We start from the raw sequence: 17718 nt of genomic DNA, 5'->3' as shown, positions 1-17718 counted from the left end.
ACGTCCTCTCGATAAATTCGGGAGGACGTTTTTTTGGAAAGAGTTTATCCTTTTTGCTCCATAGTACATGATTCGGGAGGAAGATCTACCCTAGCTTGAGTAACCGGCTGACGAAGAGTGCCTGAGGTATTCCATTCCAAAAAATGAACTTTGAAGACAAGCTTCGGTTTTATCCAAAAAGCACCCTTCCCTCGCTGGGGATCAGCTGTAAAGGGCATTTGATCTATTTTTAAATGCTGTACCTCTGCAGTTAAGTCGCGTTTATCCTGTACAGTCAATTTTCCTGGCCCGGCATGTCCGATATAATGCAAATTTCCTTTATCATCATACAGCCCAAGAAGTAGCGCATTGACGATGCCGTCTCGGAACGTTACACCCCCGGCTACTGCCGTAAGATCAGAAATGATTTTGCGTTTCTGCCAACGTTTATCTTTTCCACCGGGAGCATAAGTACTGTTGATATCCTTACAGACGATTCCCTCTAAGCTCTGACTCTGAGCGGCGGCGAATAATTCTGTGGGATCGGTATAACTGGGTACGGCCTGTACGTGGGGATGCGGCAGCAGAATATCGTTTAGCAGCTGCTGCCGTGAGAATAAAGGCTGATCCATCGTCGATTGGCCATTATAAAACAGAATATCAAAAATCATATAAATGACAGGAACCTGATACCTAACGACGGAAATGGTGGAGCCATTCTTTAAGCTATCCCTCCGCATAACTTCGTGAAATGAGGGCTTGCCGTCCCCCAGTGCAATGATCTCACCATCAAGAATAACGGAGTCAGCTTTACAGTAAGCAGATACATCAGTAAGTTCTGGATATTGCGCTGTACGGTAATTACCACGTCTGTTAATAAGCTGAGTAGTGCTTCCGTCGTAATAGGACAACATGCGAACGCCATCCCATTTAATCTGTGCGATCCACTGAATGCCTGCTGGAAGCTGCCCAGCCAGTATGGGTTCAAAAGGAATAATAGGCTGAAGCTTCATCACCAGAGCCTCCTAAGATACGGTTGTTTTACTTTTTGGGCTGCGGCGTTTCGGTTTTGGTGCGATGACTGGAATCGGCCCGGAAGCCTCGTTTTGCTGATCGGCAGGCTCAGCTGCTGCTTTAGACTTGGCTGTTTTTCTTTTGGCAGCCGGAGCCGCTTTAGTTTTTGTTTTCTTAGTATTTGTTAATGAAGGACCCGGATCTGTAGGGATATGCTGTACAGCCTGAATACTGGCCTGCAATGCTGCCATTAGATCAATTACATTGCTTTCCTGTTTGGCAGGAGCGATATGAAATTCCTCGCCTGCGATTTTATGTGAGATTAGATCAAGCATACGCTGGCGATAATCATCGGTATATTTTGCCGGATCAAAAGGCGTGGATAGCTGTGAAATGAGCAGCTTGGCCATATCCAGCTCTTTATCATTCACCGTCCCTGCTTCGGGCAGGCCAGGCACTTGCGAGACCGGTCGCACTTCATCAGGATAAAAAATAGTCTCGATGGCGAGGCAATCCTCCAGCACACGAATAGCAGCAAGACTGCTTTTTGAACGAATCGATATTTTTGCGATGCCAATTTTACCAGTTTGACGCATGGCCTCCATAAGAAGCCGATATGCATTTGTCCCAGCCTGATCCGGAGATAAGTAATAGGTTTTTTGAAAATAAATTGGATCGATCTCCGTCAGATCAACAAAGTCGAGTATGGTAATGCTTTTGCTGCTTTCGTCGTTCAATTGATCCAGTTCCTCTTTGTCGAATAGAACAAACTTCCCTTTTTCATATTCATAACCCTTGCCGATTTCTTCCCAAGCCACCTCTTTGTCACACACCGGACATTTACGTACATACGACAGTGGGCTGCCGCATTCCTTATGGATATAACGCAGAGAAATGTCCTTGTCTTCCGTAGCGGAGAACATTTTAACCGGAACATGCACTAGCCCGAAGCTGATGGCTCCTTTCCAAACGGTATGCATGAGAAACGCCTCCTGATCTAAGTTATTTGCTTTGGGTTAGTATGAGGCAGGACAGGCTTTTCTAGCCGGGTGCATTTTTTGTGAAGCATGGGAAAATATAAAATCAGGCTAATAAAGCTGAGGAGGAGAATACTAAGTCATGGAACCGCGTGGAAACGAGTGGATCGATGCGCTGAGCGAGCAGGATATCCCAGCGACAGTTGTGGATTGGGACAGCATTATAGCTCCACCGGAAGCAAGTCAGGTCTCGGACTCGGAGAAGCTTGATGCGGAATCAACCCTCGAAGAAACTTCGCCATTAGAATCGTGAGATTTAGGTAAAATAAAGGAGGAGAACAGTGGTGGACGTCAAACGAGCACAGGATATTTATGCTTCTAAAGAGACGGTAAGTGTACATTTGGATGGAGAACCTGTATGGATTGAGCATGTGGATGCACAGAACGGAATGGCTACGGTTCAAGTGGGCTCTCGACCAACGAATACGCATACGGTAGGCGTTGAACGGTTAGAAGAGCAAGATCATTAACAAGGTTTGTTCAAAGAGCTGAGATAAACTAAATTACTTTTTTATAAAAGAGACTCTTTATGCTTATTTTTGCGTAGAGGTCTCTTTTTCTATTGTTGGCATACTGGCATGGGAGATTGAATTGGGACAGTTGTTGCGATGGATGGAGCATACCGATATAATTAATAGTAATGGTTTTTGGCAGGTATATTTTAAAAGGTGGTAGTTGTAGTTGGACAATACAGACGAAACGGTGTTCACTTACCGTTCTTACAGCCTCCAGGATACGGAGTTGCTTGCAGCTGCTCTAGCTACTGCTTCAACGCCAGGGATGATTATCGGCTTGGACGGCGATCTGGGCGCAGGAAAAACAGCATTCTCGCAAGGGTACGCTCGGCATCTCGGCGTAAAGGGGATCGTAAACAGTCCTACTTTTACAATTATTAAAGAGTACGAGGGCCGTCTGCCCCTATATCATATGGATGTATATCGGATTTCGCTTCAGGAAGCGGACGAGCTTGGACTTGATGAGTATTTCTACGGGCAAGGGGTCTGCTTGGTGGAATGGAGCAGTATTATTACGGATTTAATGCCGCCGCGGCATATGCATATATACATGGAAACAGTGGGGCCAGATGAAAGAATGATTACGGTGACCGGAATCGGGGAGCCGTATGGTGAGCTTTGCCGGCAGCTGATCCAGAAGTGGGGTTAAGGAATATGACGAATCAGAATACAGAGCCGCGCAAGCGGCTTTTAGCGCTGGATACATCAACTGCAGTATTAGGCGTGGCAGTTACAGAGAATGGGGAACTACTGCATGAAATAAATGCTTCCGGAGAACGGAATCATTCGGTGCATTTACTCCCGATCATTGAGCAGGCGCTGCAAGCTACAGGAACTACTGCTGCAATGCTGGGCGGGATTTCTGTTGGTGTGGGTCCTGGATCGTATACGGGGACACGTATCGCAGTTACCGCTGCCAAAACGCTGGCATGGGCATGGGATGTCCCAGTTGTCGGTATTTCGAGTCTACATGCAGTGGCGTGGGGCGGATATCAAACAGCCCTCAAGAATAACGTGATGACCAATGCGTCGGAACAAACTACCGAGAATAACAGCTACGGGCCTGATTGGATCATTCCACTAATGGATGCGCGCCGAGGACAGGTGTATACAGGATTATTCGCAGCTGAGGGAAATAATGCTCCTAGCCGTCTTGAGCCTGATGCCATCCGCCTGATGGCAGATTGGGTGGAGTACTTAGCTGAACGTTTAGGACAGGCTTCAGTCGAAGGCAATAAGCCCGCTGTTCTTTGGTTTGTTGGGGAGACTGCAGTTCATGGCAGTGAGGAATCGCTTCGTCCATTGAAGGATCTTGGTGTTCCTATTGCAGTTTCTTATGAAATGGAAGGCCGCTGGACAGGATTTCTTGGAGAAGCGCGGCTTCAGGTAGAGAAAGATGATATCCATAGCTTGATCCCTAACTATACTCAGATCTCAGAAGCGGAGGCCAATCTGCGGTTAAGCAGAGAAGGGGGCTTAAAGAAACCATGACGGAAGCGGAATCAATGATAGCTCAAGAGGCTGAACTTGTTTTTCGTTTGATGAAGCTTACGGATATTCCTGACATTCTTATCATTGAACGGGAAGCCTTCACGATGCCTTGGACAGAGGAAGCTTTTCGTAACGAGCTGACGCATAATCATTTTGCAAAATATATGGTTATGGAGCTGGCTGGTCATATTATCGGTTATGCCGGTATGTGGGCCATCGTGGATGAGGCGCATGTGACGAATATAGCCCTGCTTGAAGCCTATCGTGGACGTAAATGGGGCGAGCGTTTGCTCGAAGAGCTGATGAAGACGGCATCTTATGTGGGGATGAAGTCTATTACACTTGAGGTACGGGTATCGAACGAGGTAGCACAGAATTTATATCGTAAAAAAGGCTTTCGATCTGCTGGCACACGCAAAGGATATTATTCCGATAATCGCGAGGATGCGCTCATTATGTGGGCGGATCTGCCAGAGTACGAGGAGCATGGGAATATGGAAGGAAGCGTGGACTTGAAATGAAGACAGAAACGGGCGCAGCTCAGCCTGTACTAATACTTGCTATTGAGACGAGTTGTGATGAAACGTCAGTGGCTGTAGTCAAAGATGGCTCTGAAGTGTTATCCAATATCATCTCGAGTCAGATTGAGACGCATCGCGCCTTCGGTGGCGTGGTACCAGAGGTAGCTTCCCGTAAGCATGTGGAAGTAATTACACTGGTGATAGAAGAAGCACTCGCTACAGCAGGGGTTACACCAGATCAGTTGTCGGCGGTGGCGGTTACACAAGGCCCAGGTTTGGTGGGGGCTTTACTTGTCGGGGTAGTAGCTGCCAAGAGCCTTGCCCTCGCATGGGGTAAGCCGCTAATTGGTACACATCATATTGCAGGACATATTTATGCTAACCGTTTAGTGGCAGAGTTACAGTATCCATGCATGACACTAGTGGTGTCCGGCGGACATACTGAACTGGTTCATATGGAGCGGGAGGGTGAGTTTCGAATTATCGGACGCACCCGTGATGATGCCGTAGGCGAAGCATATGATAAAGTGGCACGAGCACTAGGATTCCCTTATCCCGGTGGACCTCATGTGGATCGTCTGGCCCGCGAGGCGACTGAGGTTGTACCGTTACCAAGAGTATGGCTGGAGCCGGGTTCTTATGATTTCAGCTTCAGTGGCTTAAAGTCGGCTGTGCTGAACGTTGTGAATCAGAGCAAGATGAAGGGTCTCACACCAGATGTCGCAGGCATTGCCCGCGGGTTCCAAGAATCTGTGGTTGAGGTGCTGGTGGAAAAAGCGGTACGCGCTGTTAAAGCTACTAGCTCCAAGCAGTTATTGCTGTGTGGAGGTGTTGCTGCTAATGCTGGCCTGCGCACGGCATTGATCTCACGCTGTGAAGCGGAGGGCATTGAGCTTATTATTCCACCTCCGGTATACTGCACGGATAATGCAGCTATGATTGGAGCTGCTGCATACGTGAAGTGGCAGCATGATGGCGGTACTCCGCTGGATATGGTAGCAGACCCTGGATTCTCATTGGAACAATGGTCTGTATCCGCCTATTGACATCATTTGGAGCTAACGAGTATAATCAGTTCAATTATACAAGGAAACGCGATGAGCGGAAGTAGTAAGGATACTCTGGGATAAGAGAGCTGCGGGTAGGTGCGACGCAGTCGAAGGGGACCTGAACTCGTCTGGGAGCGGAACGGTGGAAGCATTACCGGCAATTGTCGCCGGAACGTTCGTACACCGTCTACGGGTAACCTCCGTGAAAGGGTGGTCGAGTATCTAACATACTGGACCGTAGAGTGGATGTTCAATTGGAATCGGCAGTAACTTAACCGGTACAGAGCATCAACAAGAGTGGTACCGCGAAGGTTAACAGCCTGTCGTCTCTTGAATGAGATGGCAGGCTTTTTTGTATGGATTTTGAGTAGTGAGAATGTATATAATACACGCTAAGAACGGGAGTAGTAGGGAATGACGGTGAACAGAGAGCTGCGGGGTGGTGCGACGCAGTCACCGAAAGTCTTGAATCTCGCCCGGGAGCGGAGCGGCGGAAATAAGAGTACGCTGCCTACGGCTGTCCCCGTTATCGGACCTTTCCAGATATCCTGACTCCCTCAGGATGGACCGGGAAGAAGAGCTGGACGCAGCTTAATGGCTTGATTATATGAATAGCCTATGCGTCAAAAAGAGTGGTACCGCGGAGGGGTAACCCGCCGTCTCTTTATTAGAGACGGCGGGTTTTTGCGTTCTTATTGAAGCAGCAACTCGGGTTATGGACTCAGGCGCTATATAAGACGCCAAGAGTGAACCTTCTGCACATTCCAAATTGTGCAGAGGATTCATTCGTATCAGCTGCCGGCAGCAGTGGGTGGGGATTTAGCAGGACCACAAGTCGACGTGTGGATCTGCGCTGAAGCATAGGTTAGGGTAAGGAATCCAATAAGAGGAAAACAGGAGGAAATCAGATGATTATTCCAGTAAAGAAACGTATACAAATTTTCGATACGACTCTGCGAGATGGTGAACAGGCTCCGGGTGCAAGTCTAACCCCAGAGCAAAAAATACTGCTGGCCTATAAGCTTGCGGATCTGGGTGTTGACGTGATGGAGCCTGGATTTCCGATATCGAGCCCTGGTGATTTTGCAGCAGTACAGACGATTTCTCGTAAGGTGCGAAATGTGGAAATTTGCGGTTTTGCACGGGCGGTTAAAGGAGATATTGACGCGGCAGTCCGGGCAACCCAAGATGCTGAACGCCGGCGGATCCACCTGTTCATCTCCTCTTCTGATATTCATTTGCAGCATCAATTGCGTATGAGCAGAGCTGAAGTCGTAGCCAAAGCCCGCGAGATGACGGCTTATGCGCGTCAATTCTCTGATGTCGTTGAATTCACGGCGATGGATGCTGCGCGAACAGGAATTGATGATCTGATTGAAATGATTGAAGCGGTTATTGAGGAAGGCGCTTCTATTATCAATCTGCCCGATACGGTCGGTTACGCATTGCCACATGAATATGGGGAAATGTTCCGGCGTGTGCGGCTAGGAGCAAGAGGTGGAGAAACGGTAAGCTACAGTGCCCACTGTCACAATGATTTGGGGCTGGCTGTAGCCAACAGTCTGGCAGCAATTGATGGAGGTGCGACGCAGATCGAAGTCACTGTGAACGGAGTCGGCGAGCGTACCGGGAACTGCGCACTGGAAGAGCTTGTGATGGCGCTCGAAACCCGCGGGGATGCGATTGGAGCAGAAACAGGCATTGTGCTTGATAAGCTGTATGATACTTCGCGGCTGATCAGCGGAGCGATGCATTTTCCAATCGCCTATAACAAACCAGTCGTCGGAAGAAATGCCTTCCAGCATGAGTCAGGGATTCATCAGGATGGTTTGCTGAAGGATCGTAGCACCTATGAGATTATGGACCCAGAGCGGCTGGGTATCCCGCGTAGCATGATCATTCTGGGCAAGCATTCTGGCAGACATGCGCTGAAGGACCGGGCGGCGAAGTATGGTATTACGCTGGAGCCTGCGGAGCTGGATGCACTTTATGAATCGTTTAAAGAGACCGCTGACCGCCAAAAGGTAGTCAGTGATGACCAGTTGCTGCAAATGGTGAGCAGTACAACTGGACAGCAAGCTCAGGTCTATGAACTGGGTGAGGTTCAGGTATTGGCAGGCAGTGCCCAGCGCCGGGTGGCCGCGGTTACGGTTCGCCATTTGAAGTCTGGACAGGAAACTTCTCATACTAGTACTGGAGATGGTCCGCTTGAAGCCATTATCGCTGCTATTGGGCAAGGCATCTCAGAGGACATCGATTTTGCGGGACTTGAGCTGCATTCACTTGGAAGTGGAGAGAACGCCCAGGCGGAGGCGGCTGTGATGGTAGAGTGGGAAGGTCTTAAATTTAGAGGCACAGCTACGCATCAAGATATTATTATGGCAGCAGGGATTGCCTATATTGCAGCCTGTAACGCTGCCCTGCTCTCTACACAAATCGTTTAATATACATCGACCCGCTGTCTGATTTAGAGATGGCGGGTTCTTTTTTAGCTTTTGATGACAGGTTTTAGGTGGGGTTATGTCTTTTGTCAAGTTGTGGACAACGTTATCCACATATTCTCTACGAATTGTGTAAAAAGTGCGTAAAATCAGCAATGTCAGCTCTTTTTAAAATGCCCTTATAACCATTTTTATTAGCAATGAAACCTTGTGGGAATTGTGGATAATGTGGATAATTCGGTGGATAATAATTCCTGTAATTCGAAAATACTGATTTAACGCATAAAAAAAGCCCCTAAGGGGCTTTTTTAGTAGGGAGTTATACACGAAACCTGTGTATAGAGCTGTGGATAACTGTTTATGAACAAAATAAGAAATATGAAAAAAATTTATGAAGTGGCTTTTACATTATTCGTCAGCAAGGATTTCCCATTCGTTAAATAAATCGGTAAGCTGAGTTTTTTTGTTCTTCAGATCCTCTTCATGACCTTGAAGTGCTAAATAATCCTGATAAACTTCAGGTTTAGTCATTTCATTCTCTATAAAAGCGATCGACTCTTCTAGCTCAGCAATGCCTTCCTCTAGCTCAGCAATGCGCCGCTTCCGGTTACGCTCTTCACGCTTGGCTTGCTTGTCCGCTTCGAAGGAGGAAACAGCGTTTTTTTCAGGAACTGCAGCATCCTTGTTGACGTTTTTGGCGGCTAATTCGGCGGCATCTTTCGCAATCTCTTCTAATTCTCGTTTTTTCTCGATATAGTCATCGTAGTTGCCAAGGTATTGATCGATCCCCTCGGGATGAAGCTCAAGCACCCGTTCAGCCATTTTATTGAGGAAATAACGGTCATGAGAAATGAAGAGCAATGTGCCCTCGAAATCAATTAAAGCTGATTCTAAGACCTCACGACTGACTAAATCCAAATGGTTGGTCGGCTCATCTAGGATGAGCATATTTGCGCCGCGCAACATGAGCTTTGATAATGCAACGCGTGCTTTTTCGCCGCCGCTCAGCGCGGATATCTTCTTAAGAACATCTTCACCGCTGAAGAGGAAGTTGCCAAGGATCGTACGGATTCTGGCTTCCTCAATCATTGGATATTCACTCCATAGCTCTTCCATTACTGTGTTCTTTGGATTGAGGCGGGTCTGTTCCTGATCATAATAAGCGACCTTTACCTTAGTCCCCCAATTCACAGTTCCAGTTGAAGGCTCGCGGGTTCCGGTCATACACTGCAGCAGTGTAGATTTGCCAATACCATTGGGACCGATGAGTGCAGCAGTTTCTCCCCGGCGCAGTTCGAAAGAAGCGTCCTTGAACAAAGGTGGACCATCATTAAAAGCAACCGCAACATTACGTACTTGCAGCACTTCTTTACCAGACATGAAGTCAGGCTCGAAGGAGAAGCTGGCTTTCTTCAGATCGCCCATCGGTCGATCAATACGGTCCATCTTCTCAAGCGCTTTGCGTCTGCTCTGCGCACGTTTCGTGGTAGATGCTCGCACAATATTTTTCTGAACGAAATCTTCCATTCTTGAGATTTCATCTTGCTGTTTCTCATACTGCTTCATCCGTGTTTCATATTCGGCAGCCTTCAAATCTACATATCGGCTGTAATTGCCTGTATAACGCCGAGATTGATGACGCTCGATCTCTACAATAGTAGTTACAAGCCGATCAAGGAAATAACGGTCATGAGATACGACCAGAATTCCGCCAGCATAACTGCGAAGATAATCCTCAAGCCATGTTAATGTTTCGATATCCAGATGGTTCGTCGGCTCATCCAGCATTAGAAGATCGGGAGCCTGAAGCAAAATGCGGGCTAATGCGAGTCTAGTCTTCTGGCCACCGCTAAGTGTGGAGATAGGTGTATCCGGTGGGAACTCGCCGAAGCCCATGCCGTGCAGGACACTGCGGATTCGTGTATTCATTTCATAACCGCCGTGATCCTTGAACCAATCTGATCGGCGGGCATATCTTTCGAGCAGTTCTTCGTACCGTTTGGGGTCCTCTGCCAGCTTAGGATCGGCAATGCTTACTTCCATCTCTCTTAGCTCAGCCTCGGCTTCGATCAACGGTGCGAAAACTGCCATCATTTCTTCATGAATGGTTTTGTCAGATTGAAGTCCGCTATTTTGGGCTAAATACCCGATAGTAGTTTCTTTTGATTTATGAATTTGACCGCTGTCATAGGACATTTCACCAGCCAGAATTTGCAGAAAAGTTGATTTGCCGGCACCATTAACACCCACGAGTCCGACACGTTCCTTTTCATTTACCTGAAGGCTTATACCGTCTAGTACGTTCTGTATACCATATGATTTTGTAATTCCTGTCGCTTGAAGAAGCATAACGATGAAACCTCCACCCTTGCATATTTCGCCTTGGCATTTATACCTCAGCCGTATGAACAACTTATTCTATAGTTTACATGAAAAGCGTTTCCCAAGCGAGAGCTCGATATATCATAAGCAGAGAATAACGACCTGGCCCAGAAACACAGTCCTATCCACCTTGGCGAACCGGGGAGAAGAGTGGTAAACTGGATTTACAAACAAGGATAAGCTTGGGATAAATATAGGGGGTTGCCGGGCGATGTCAAGCAAGGAGTCGGTGATCTCCAAAGCAAAGCAACAACTAAGAACTGAGAAGACCATCGCCCGAAACGAGCTCTCCTCGGACCAGAGAAGGGAATTGTCTTTTCTGGTCTGCAAGCATGCATCAGAGTGGCTGAAGACGAAAGACATAGCCTCACTGATGGCCTATGTATCTTTCCGTTCTGAACTCGATACCAACGCGCTTCTTACACAGGCGTGGAAGGACCAGCGTAGGGTACTGCTGCCGCGTGTCATTCCGGCAAGTGGTGCAATGAGTGTCCATATGGTAAACGCTTGGAGTGAGCTTGAGCCGGGGGCGTATGGTATCCATGAACCTATTGTATCCGGCAAAGATTCACAAGAGATTGAAGTTGTTACACTACCGGATGTTGTGTTTGTTCCGGGGCTGGCTTTTGATCTTCAGGGAGGCAGGCTTGGTTACGGCCGAGGATACTATGATCGATTGCGTGCGTCATGGGAGACGGAAGAGTATGCTGCTGCGAAGCCCCCTGTCTTGATCGGGCTAGCCTTTGGTATGCAATTGGTTCCGAAAGTGCCCATGGATGAGCATGATGCCTTTATGGACATGCTGATTACTGAAAATGGCATAGTGCACTGCCGAAAAGGAGAGTGAACCGTGGAATTGACCCATTTTAACGAGCAGGGAAGAGCTCGTATGGTGGATGTGAGCGAAAAGGAGATTACGAAGCGGACAGCTGTCGCGCGGAGTAAGATCAAGATGGCAACTGAGACGCTTAGTGCCATCAAGGAAGGCAAGATCAGTAAAGGAGACGTACTTGCCGTTGCGCAGATCGCTGGAATTATGGCGGCCAAGAAGACGTCTGACTGGATTCCGATGTGCCATCCGCTCCCACTTACCGGTATTGACATCCGCTTCTCCGATAACAGCGAAGATGAACTTTATATAGAAGCAACAGTCCATACTACCGGAAAGACCGGAGTTGAAATGGAGGCATTGACCGCTGTTTCTGCCTCAGCACTAACGGTGTACGACATGTGCAAGGCTCTTCAGAAGGACATGATTATCGGACCAACGCTCTTAGTATCTAAAAGTGGGGGCAAGAATGGAGATTACGTGCTTGAACCCTGATCAGAGCTGACGTTCGATGCGCTGAAGCAAGTGGGCTGCACTGTACAGCCAATTATACATAGAGAGGGAGGACAAACCTATGGCGTGGAAAACAGCAATCCTAACGGCCAGCGATAAAGGGGCCAGGGGCGAACGGGAAGACACGAGCGCCCAGGTTATTCGGGAGCTGGTGGAAGAGGAACTTGGAGGCGAGATCGTTGAATATCGGATCGTGCCCGATGAACAAGATGAGATTATCGCAGCTTTGATAGAACTTACAGATTATTTTCAAGCAGATCTGGTATTGACTACCGGAGGTACGGATTTAGCGATACGTGATGTGACTCCAGAGGCAACCCGGCGTGTAATCGAACGGGAAGTGCCTGGACTTTCTGAGGCGATGCGAAGTACGGTGATGCAAAAAAACCGTGCGGTGATGCTGTTCCGCGGGATATGCGGCATTCGTGGACGCACGTTGATTGTCAACTTACCGGGCACACCGAAGGGTGTTCATGAGAATTTAGCAGCCATTATGGATCAACTACCTGAAGCGTTACTCATGGTAACTGGCCAATACCGCCAATAACATTGTCATATTCTTGTCACGTCACAAGGATAAACTATTTATAGAAGATAGTGGATGTAACTGTGACATAAGTTATGGTATTATTAGATTATCGTAATCGATACCATGATCGGATAGACGGACAAGGAGGAATAATAATGTTTAGTGGAATTGGTACTCCGGGTATTATCTTGTTGGTTATACTGGCACTGCTCCTCTTTGGACCGAATAAACTGCCAGAGTTAGGCCGCGCAGTTGGACGAACCTTCCGTGAATTTAAGGAAGGCGCACGTGAAATCATCGGCGATGGTGATCCGGTGAAGAAGAGCGAAGCTCCTGTGCCGACGGCCCCGCAGACGGTCGCTGCAGATATTCCTCAGGACAAACGCCTGCCGGAATAATAAAAGATTTAACAATGGGGCAATCTCTCAAGTCTAATAGACTTAGGAGATGTCCCTTTTTCAATTTGGTTGCTGCTTTCTGCAGAAACGGGCACAGCTATACATAAAGTCGGTGTGGCGTTTCTATTCTTGTCATGGGATGGTGTCAGGATGTCTCTCGAATCGGAAGAAATGTCGGTGGTGGATCATCTCACCGAGCTGCGTAAACGGATTATTTATGTGCTGATTGTATTTGTTTTGGGATTGGTAGGGGGGCTGTTCTGTGCCAAGCCAATCTACGATTATTTAATTAGTACAGATCTAGCGCAAGGGTTTGTTCTGCATGCGTTCTCATTCTGGGATGGTATCGGAATGTATATGAAGATCGCAATGGCGGTTTCATTAGTCATTTCAGTTCCTTTTATTGCTTATCAGTTGTGGGCGTTTATTAGTCCGGGCTTACGACCGGAAGAGCGTAGTGCAACACTACGTTATGTACCCTATGTTTTTGTTCTTTTTCTAATCGGACTTTCTTTTGCTTATTATGTTGTATTTCCAATGGCGCTTTCGTTCACAATCTCTATCACCCGGAGTATGGGACTGGAAGAGACCTACGGAATTGCGCAATATTTCAACTTCATGTTCAGTCTGGTGCTACCTTTAGCGCTGTTGTTTGAGCTACCGCTGTTGGTGATGTTTCTGACCAAACTGAGGGTTCTTAACCCGATACGCTTGCGTAAAATGCGTCGATACGCTTATTTCACGCTTGTCTTTATTGCTGTAGTCATCACTCCTCCGGACTTCATCTCAGACTTTCTGGTGACGATTCCACTGCTTGTGTTGTATGAGTTCAGCGTATTCCTGTCCGCCTTCGTCTATCGCAAACAGCTTGCTGCGGATGCGGCAAGGGAAGCTCAGTACACCAAGAGTGAGGAATGATGATAAGAGGGCTGTCACTAAGTAGATTTTTCTACGAAAGAGACAGTTCTTTTGTTTTAAACCCCCGTTTTTTGAAATGTTCGGGCGTAGGTGGTACAGTTGAGACTACTGAAATCATACGCATATTTTCACACCCTGTGGATAGAATGTATAGAGTGTGTGCCTAGGACAACCAGTGAAACGTTATTTTTTACGAAAACAAATGCGAATTTGTGTAAAAGGACTTGAAATCCGGGCTCAAGTTGAGTATCATAAAAATTGTTGTTAGCACTACAAGCTGTCGAGTGCTAATGCTTATGGAAAATATGAGATGGACCAGATATTCATAGCGTCCAATTGATATTTTTCATAAACACCAGAGATTTTGAAGTAAGACAGGTAAGTTCTAAACTATGTTTTGAAGCAAAATAACATAATTTTAAAGGAGGCTATTTTTTCATGATCAAACCTTTAGGTGAACGCGTATTGGTGCTACCGAGCGAGCAGGAGGAAACCACTTCATTCGGGATTGTGCTTCCGGACTCCTCGAAAGAAAAGCCACAAGAAGGAACTATTATTGCAGTAGGTAGCGGAGCTTTGAAAGATGGAGTACGTGTAGCACTCGAAGTAAAAGAAGGCGACCGTGTTCTTTTCTCTAAATATGCAGGAACAGAAATCAAATACGAAGGTAAAGAATATTTGATTATGAAAGAAAGCGACATTCACGCGATTCTTGACTAAGCGAGAGTCGATTATAAGCTAAATCTAAACTACTTAAAGTAACGTGATATACAAAAAATTCTAGGAGGTAATTACACAATGGCTAAAGAAATTAAATTTAGTGAAGAAGCACGCCGCTCTATGTTGCGCGGTGTAGATGCTTTGGCAAATGCGGTAAAAGTTACACTTGGACCAAAAGGTCGCAACGTGGTACTTGAGAAGAAATTTGGTAGCCCGCTTATCACTAACGATGGTGTAACTATCGCTAAAGAAATCGAACTTGAAGATGCATTCGAGAACATGGGTGCTCAACTGGTTAAAGAAGTTGCTACTAAGACTAACGATGTAGCCGGTGACGGTACTACAACTGCAACGGTTCTGGCACAAGCTATGATCCGTGAAGGTCTGAAGAACGTAACTGCAGGCGCTAACCCAATGGTTATTCGCAAAGGGATCGACAAAGCAGTTCGTGCAGCAGTTGAAGAATTGCAAAAAATCGCTAAGCCAATCGAAGATTCCCAAGCTATTGCTCAAGTAGCTGCTATCTCTGCTGCTGACGAAGAAGTGGGCCAATTGATTGCTGAAGCTATGGAAAAAGTAGGTAAAGACGGTGTTATCACTGTTGAAGAATCCCGTGGATTCGCTACTGAACTTGAAGTCGTAGAAGGTATGCAGTTCGACCGCGGTTACATTTCCCCGTACATGATTACTGATACGGACAAAATGGAAGCTGTTCTGGAGAACCCATACATCTTGATCACTGATAAAAAAATCAGCAGCACTCAAGAAATCCTTCCATTGCTTGAAAAAATCGTTCAACAAGCTAGACCGCTTGTTATTATCGCTGAAGATATCGAAGGCGAAGCACAAGCCATGTTGATCGTGAACAAACTGCGTGGAACATTCAACGCTGTTGCTGTTAAAGCTCCTGGCTTTGGCGACCGCCGCGAAGCTATGCTGCAAGATATCGCTGCCCTGACTGGTGGTCAAGTGATCACTGAGAAGCTCGGTCTTGATCTGAAGAGCACTTCCATTGAACAACTGGGTAACGCACGTCAAGTACGCGTAACTAAAGAAAACACAACAATCGTAGACGGAAGCGGCGACAAAGCGGACATCAATGCTCGCGTAAGCCAAATTCGTGCTCAACTGGAAGAAACAACTTCCGAGTTCGACAAAGAAAAATTGCAAGAGCGTTTGGCTAAATTGGCTGGCGGCGTAGCCGTTGTCAAAGTTGGCGCTGCAACTGAAACTGAATTGAAAGAGCGTAAACTTCGCATCGAAGACGCCCTGAACGCAACTCGCGCTGCGGTTGAAGAAGGTATCGTTTCTGGTGGTGGTACAGCTCTTGTGAACGTATATAATGCTGTTGCTGCTGTAGATGTAACTGGCGACGAGAAAACAGGCGTTAACATCGTGCTTCGCGCGCTCGAAGAACCAGTTCGTACCATTGCAGCTAACGCTGGTCAAGAAGGTTCCGTTATCGTGGATCGCTTGAAAAAAGAAGCTATCGGCATCGGCTACAACGCTGCTACTGGCGAGTGGGTGAACATGTTCGAAGCGGGTATCGTTGACCCTGCTAAAGTAACTCGTTCCGCGCTTCAAAATGCTGCATCCGTAGCTGCTATGTTCTTGACTACTGAAGCAGTAATTGCTGACAAGCCAGAACCAGAAAAACCAGGTATGCCTGATATGGGCGGCATGGGTGGAATGGGCGGCATGATGTAATATAGGCTGTAAAGCCTGTAACATCGAGGGTTTCCCGCAAGAGAAACGCCGTTTGACCACAATGAATAAAAAGAGGCTTCTCACGAGTTCAATTTGAACTTTGTGAGAAGCCTCTTTTTTAGATCGTCAAATATCTGGTTAGACATCTTGTTCATATTGGATTAAATTATAATTGGCGTATTGTTTTAGTAAGCCTCTAGCTATAGGAGATGGGGGAATGCCCTTTTGAATGATGAGGGGCTCTGATGGGTAATTTTAACATCCTTATTTCGAAGGTATACAGGGAGATCGACGATATGCGAATCAAACCGATTCTAAAATTTCATTCATAGAATATTCCAAGGCAAACAAGTCTGTTGGTACAGTGTTGACACTGATCAAAGTGGACTTCTTATAGGTTGAGTAAGAAATCAAATTCGCAAATGAAAATTAAAGTGTTACATGGCACTGGGGACGAAAGCTGTATTTGAGACTGGAGTGTAGCCAAACAGAACCATACTTGAAAAGAAAAAAACCTTATAAATAAAGGGTTTAACTCGACGTTTTATATGGGAACCAAATTAACTATGTTCTCGCATACAACACATGTGGAGTGTTGTTCACTGTTGGTGAAGCAGGGTCTTAAATAAGGGATATATTGGTGGAAATAGTAAAGAGGGGCGGCGAACCCCTCTTTTTGTTATTAAGTCCGCTATGGTACTATTTTAATTCTTGAACTAAAATATGTACCCATTAGGTATAGTGTGGTCACGTGATATATCGCTAACGTTCCTCTTTATCCACATCGATATATGGAAACTTAGGAATTTTACTTACATCATTTTTATTGTTTAAATATACATCTTGAATATATACTGAAAAATTCAAGGAATAGGGAGCATCACTTCCAATAACGAACGAATGTTGTACTTGCACGCCTACCACGCTCCAAATCTTGTTCTTTGGAAATGCTGTAAAATGATTACGTATAACAATTATTGGGAGGAATACATCAAATGCCAGACATAATTGAAGAGCTCAAGAAAATGTCTCAAAAAAAGGGATTTGAAAATAAAATTAATTTTCAACAGTTGCTGGAAAAATGCAAGACCATAGCGTTGTCAAGTGCAGATGTTGAATTTTTAACAGAACTATATTCTTTAGCAAAAAAATTGTATATTCGTAACACAATAATGATAGCACTTGTGTTTTGTGAAGATATTGATTTAAAGGATTTTTTCTTCAAAGCCTTTAAAAAAGAACGCTATCTAGATATGAGATTGACTGCAATCCGAGGATACGCGAATTATGCTACTGAAAAAGAAGTAGAGAAACTGATGTCTAAGTTCATAGAAATTCTGATGAAACGTCCTGAAAATACACCATATAACTATCAAGAATATGAGTTGATTCGTTCTGCTTTTGGGTTACCGTATTTAGTAAATAGATTTGGATACGCTTGTTTTATTCAGGCATATGCACAAGAAGAAAAACAATACAATACAATGCCAGATGCTTTCAAAGGACATTTTACGATAGATGAAAAAGGAAATCCTGTCCAACTTCGGTCATTAGAAGAAACCACGAAAATGATTGATGAATTTTGGGGCAGAGTATAAGTATTTCCTAATTAATTCATTTATAGATTATGTAAGTCGGTGGGGGAAAGCAACGCTAGAGCAGGTCGATGAAATTG

19 protein-coding genes and 1 other annotated feature are annotated in these 17718 nt (G+C 46.0%); of the genes, 16 read left to right on the top strand and 3 right to left on the bottom strand.

What is annotated here, in order from left to right:
* Positions 1 to 44: 44 nt before the first annotated feature.
* Entirely contained in the window at positions 45 to 992 is a 948-nt protein-coding gene (locus tag NSQ29_RS22485) for an ATP-dependent DNA ligase (protein WP_341126129.1), read from the bottom strand.
* Between the two features lie 12 nt (positions 993 to 1004).
* Entirely contained in the window at positions 1005 to 1973 is a 969-nt protein-coding gene (ku, locus tag NSQ29_RS22480) for a non-homologous end joining protein Ku (protein ID WP_341126128.1), read from the bottom strand.
* Between the two features lie 139 nt (positions 1974 to 2112).
* Between ku and NSQ29_RS22475 the strand changes: the two genes are divergently transcribed.
* The 8 genes from NSQ29_RS22475 (at position 2113) to NSQ29_RS22440 (ending at position 8050) form a co-directional block, all read left to right on the top strand.
* A complete protein-coding gene (locus tag NSQ29_RS22475; protein WP_156113056.1) occupies positions 2113 to 2283 on the top strand; it encodes a hypothetical protein in 171 nt (56 codons plus the stop codon).
* A gap of 31 nt (positions 2284 to 2314) precedes the next feature.
* Positions 2315 to 2500 carry an H-type small acid-soluble spore protein gene (locus NSQ29_RS22470; protein ID WP_042193364.1) on the top strand — a complete coding sequence of 62 codons (186 nt, stop codon included), beginning with the start codon at positions 2315 to 2317 and terminating at the stop codon, positions 2498 to 2500.
* 211 nt (positions 2501 to 2711) lie between these two features.
* Positions 2712 to 3194: a tRNA (adenosine(37)-N6)-threonylcarbamoyltransferase complex ATPase subunit type 1 TsaE gene (gene tsaE, locus NSQ29_RS22465; protein ID WP_042185258.1), complete on the top strand. Its 483-nt coding sequence runs from the start codon at positions 2712 to 2714 to the stop codon at positions 3192 to 3194.
* 5 nt (positions 3195 to 3199) lie between these two features.
* Positions 3200 to 4036 (top strand): tRNA (adenosine(37)-N6)-threonylcarbamoyltransferase complex dimerization subunit type 1 TsaB, encoded by an 837-nt coding sequence (tsaB, locus tag NSQ29_RS22460; RefSeq protein WP_341126127.1) that lies wholly within the window; start codon positions 3200 to 3202, stop codon positions 4034 to 4036.
* The gene (rimI, locus tag NSQ29_RS22455; protein WP_042185263.1) at positions 4033 to 4557 is read left to right on the top strand and encodes a ribosomal protein S18-alanine N-acetyltransferase; all 525 of its coding nucleotides are present in this window, start codon (positions 4033 to 4035) and stop codon (positions 4555 to 4557) included. The genes tsaB and rimI overlap by 4 nt, the downstream gene beginning before the upstream one ends.
* Complete coding sequence (gene tsaD / locus NSQ29_RS22450) at positions 4554 to 5603, top strand: tRNA (adenosine(37)-N6)-threonylcarbamoyltransferase complex transferase subunit TsaD (protein WP_340974327.1); 1050 nt, start codon at positions 4554 to 4556, stop codon at positions 5601 to 5603. The genes rimI and tsaD overlap by 4 nt, the downstream gene beginning before the upstream one ends.
* A 388-nt stretch (positions 5604 to 5991) precedes the next feature.
* Positions 5992 to 6273: a binding site (T-box leader), on the top strand.
* 28 nt (positions 6274 to 6301) lie between these two features.
* Complete coding sequence (locus tag NSQ29_RS22445) at positions 6302 to 6463, top strand: hypothetical protein (RefSeq protein ID WP_341126126.1); 162 nt, start codon at positions 6302 to 6304, stop codon at positions 6461 to 6463.
* A gap of 51 nt (positions 6464 to 6514) precedes the next feature.
* A complete protein-coding gene (locus NSQ29_RS22440; RefSeq protein WP_042185267.1) occupies positions 6515 to 8050 on the top strand; it encodes a 2-isopropylmalate synthase in 1536 nt (511 codons plus the stop codon).
* A gap of 405 nt (positions 8051 to 8455) precedes the next feature.
* Here NSQ29_RS22440 and NSQ29_RS22435 read toward each other — a convergent pair whose 3' ends face one another.
* Complete coding sequence (locus tag NSQ29_RS22435; RefSeq protein ID WP_341126125.1) at positions 8456 to 10396, bottom strand: ABC-F family ATP-binding cassette domain-containing protein; 1941 nt, start codon at positions 10394 to 10396, stop codon at positions 8456 to 8458.
* A 244-nt stretch (positions 10397 to 10640) separates the two neighbouring features.
* Between NSQ29_RS22435 and NSQ29_RS22430 the strand changes: the two genes are divergently transcribed.
* The 8 genes from NSQ29_RS22430 (at position 10641) to NSQ29_RS22395 (ending at position 17641) form a co-directional block, all read left to right on the top strand.
* Entirely contained in the window at positions 10641 to 11276 is a 636-nt protein-coding gene (locus tag NSQ29_RS22430) for a 5-formyltetrahydrofolate cyclo-ligase (RefSeq protein WP_341126124.1), read from the top strand.
* A 3-nt stretch (positions 11277 to 11279) separates the two neighbouring features.
* Positions 11280 to 11753, top strand: a complete 474-nt coding sequence (gene moaC / locus NSQ29_RS22425) for a cyclic pyranopterin monophosphate synthase MoaC (protein ID WP_339269068.1) — start codon at positions 11280 to 11282, stop codon at positions 11751 to 11753.
* A 79-nt stretch (positions 11754 to 11832) separates the two neighbouring features.
* A complete protein-coding gene (locus NSQ29_RS22420) occupies positions 11833 to 12318 on the top strand; it encodes a MogA/MoaB family molybdenum cofactor biosynthesis protein (protein ID WP_020429419.1) in 486 nt (161 codons plus the stop codon).
* Between the two features lie 137 nt (positions 12319 to 12455).
* Positions 12456 to 12698, top strand: a complete 243-nt coding sequence (locus tag NSQ29_RS22415) for a twin-arginine translocase TatA/TatE family subunit (RefSeq protein WP_042185275.1) — start codon at positions 12456 to 12458, stop codon at positions 12696 to 12698.
* A 150-nt stretch (positions 12699 to 12848) separates the two neighbouring features.
* Positions 12849 to 13616 carry a twin-arginine translocase subunit TatC gene (gene tatC, locus NSQ29_RS22410; RefSeq protein ID WP_042193366.1) on the top strand — a complete coding sequence of 256 codons (768 nt, stop codon included), beginning with the start codon at positions 12849 to 12851 and terminating at the stop codon, positions 13614 to 13616.
* Between the two features lie 438 nt (positions 13617 to 14054).
* Complete coding sequence (gene groES / locus NSQ29_RS22405; RefSeq protein WP_036676506.1) at positions 14055 to 14336, top strand: co-chaperone GroES; 282 nt, start codon at positions 14055 to 14057, stop codon at positions 14334 to 14336.
* Positions 14337 to 14414: 78 nt separating this feature from the next.
* Positions 14415 to 16043: a chaperonin GroEL gene (groL, locus tag NSQ29_RS22400; RefSeq protein ID WP_042185277.1), complete on the top strand. Its 1629-nt coding sequence runs from the start codon at positions 14415 to 14417 to the stop codon at positions 16041 to 16043.
* A 995-nt stretch (positions 16044 to 17038) separates the two neighbouring features.
* Complete coding sequence (locus tag NSQ29_RS22395) at positions 17039 to 17641, top strand: hypothetical protein (protein WP_341126123.1); 603 nt, start codon at positions 17039 to 17041, stop codon at positions 17639 to 17641.
* Positions 17642 to 17718 lie beyond the last annotated feature (77 nt).

This window comes from Paenibacillus sp. FSL F4-0236 (assembly GCF_038000135.1).
GTDB lineage: Bacteria > Bacillota > Bacilli > Paenibacillales > Paenibacillaceae > Paenibacillus_AQ.
This window is presented reverse-complemented; position numbering and strand designations above follow the sequence as displayed.

Excerpts from the sequence above, each read along its gene's own strand:
- NSQ29_RS22485 (WP_341126129.1), bottom strand. The coding sequence starts at position 992 with ATGAAGCTTCAGCCTATTATTCCTTTTGAACCCATACTGGCTGGGCAG.
- ku (WP_341126128.1), bottom strand. The coding sequence starts at position 1,973 with ATGCATACCGTTTGGAAAGGAGCCATCAGCTTCGGGCTAGTGCATGTT.
- NSQ29_RS22475 (WP_156113056.1), top strand. The coding sequence starts at position 2,113 with ATGGAACCGCGTGGAAACGAGTGGATCGATGCGCTGAGCGAGCAGGAT.
- tsaB (WP_341126127.1), top strand. The coding sequence starts at position 3,200 with ATGACGAATCAGAATACAGAGCCGCGCAAGCGGCTTTTAGCGCTGGAT.
- rimI (WP_042185263.1), top strand. The coding sequence starts at position 4,033 with ATGACGGAAGCGGAATCAATGATAGCTCAAGAGGCTGAACTTGTTTTT.
- tsaD (WP_340974327.1), top strand. The coding sequence starts at position 4,554 with ATGAAGACAGAAACGGGCGCAGCTCAGCCTGTACTAATACTTGCTATT.
- NSQ29_RS22440 (WP_042185267.1), top strand. The coding sequence starts at position 6,515 with ATGATTATTCCAGTAAAGAAACGTATACAAATTTTCGATACGACTCTG.
- NSQ29_RS22435 (WP_341126125.1), bottom strand. The coding sequence starts at position 10,396 with ATGCTTCTTCAAGCGACAGGAATTACAAAATCATATGGTATACAGAAC.
- NSQ29_RS22430 (WP_341126124.1), top strand. The coding sequence starts at position 10,641 with ATGTCAAGCAAGGAGTCGGTGATCTCCAAAGCAAAGCAACAACTAAGA.
- NSQ29_RS22420 (WP_020429419.1), top strand. The coding sequence starts at position 11,833 with ATGGCGTGGAAAACAGCAATCCTAACGGCCAGCGATAAAGGGGCCAGG.
- NSQ29_RS22415 (WP_042185275.1), top strand. The coding sequence starts at position 12,456 with ATGTTTAGTGGAATTGGTACTCCGGGTATTATCTTGTTGGTTATACTG.
- tatC (WP_042193366.1), top strand. The coding sequence starts at position 12,849 with ATGTCTCTCGAATCGGAAGAAATGTCGGTGGTGGATCATCTCACCGAG.
- groES (WP_036676506.1), top strand. The coding sequence starts at position 14,055 with ATGATCAAACCTTTAGGTGAACGCGTATTGGTGCTACCGAGCGAGCAG.
- groL (WP_042185277.1), top strand. The coding sequence starts at position 14,415 with ATGGCTAAAGAAATTAAATTTAGTGAAGAAGCACGCCGCTCTATGTTG.
- NSQ29_RS22395 (WP_341126123.1), top strand. The coding sequence starts at position 17,039 with ATGCCAGACATAATTGAAGAGCTCAAGAAAATGTCTCAAAAAAAGGGA.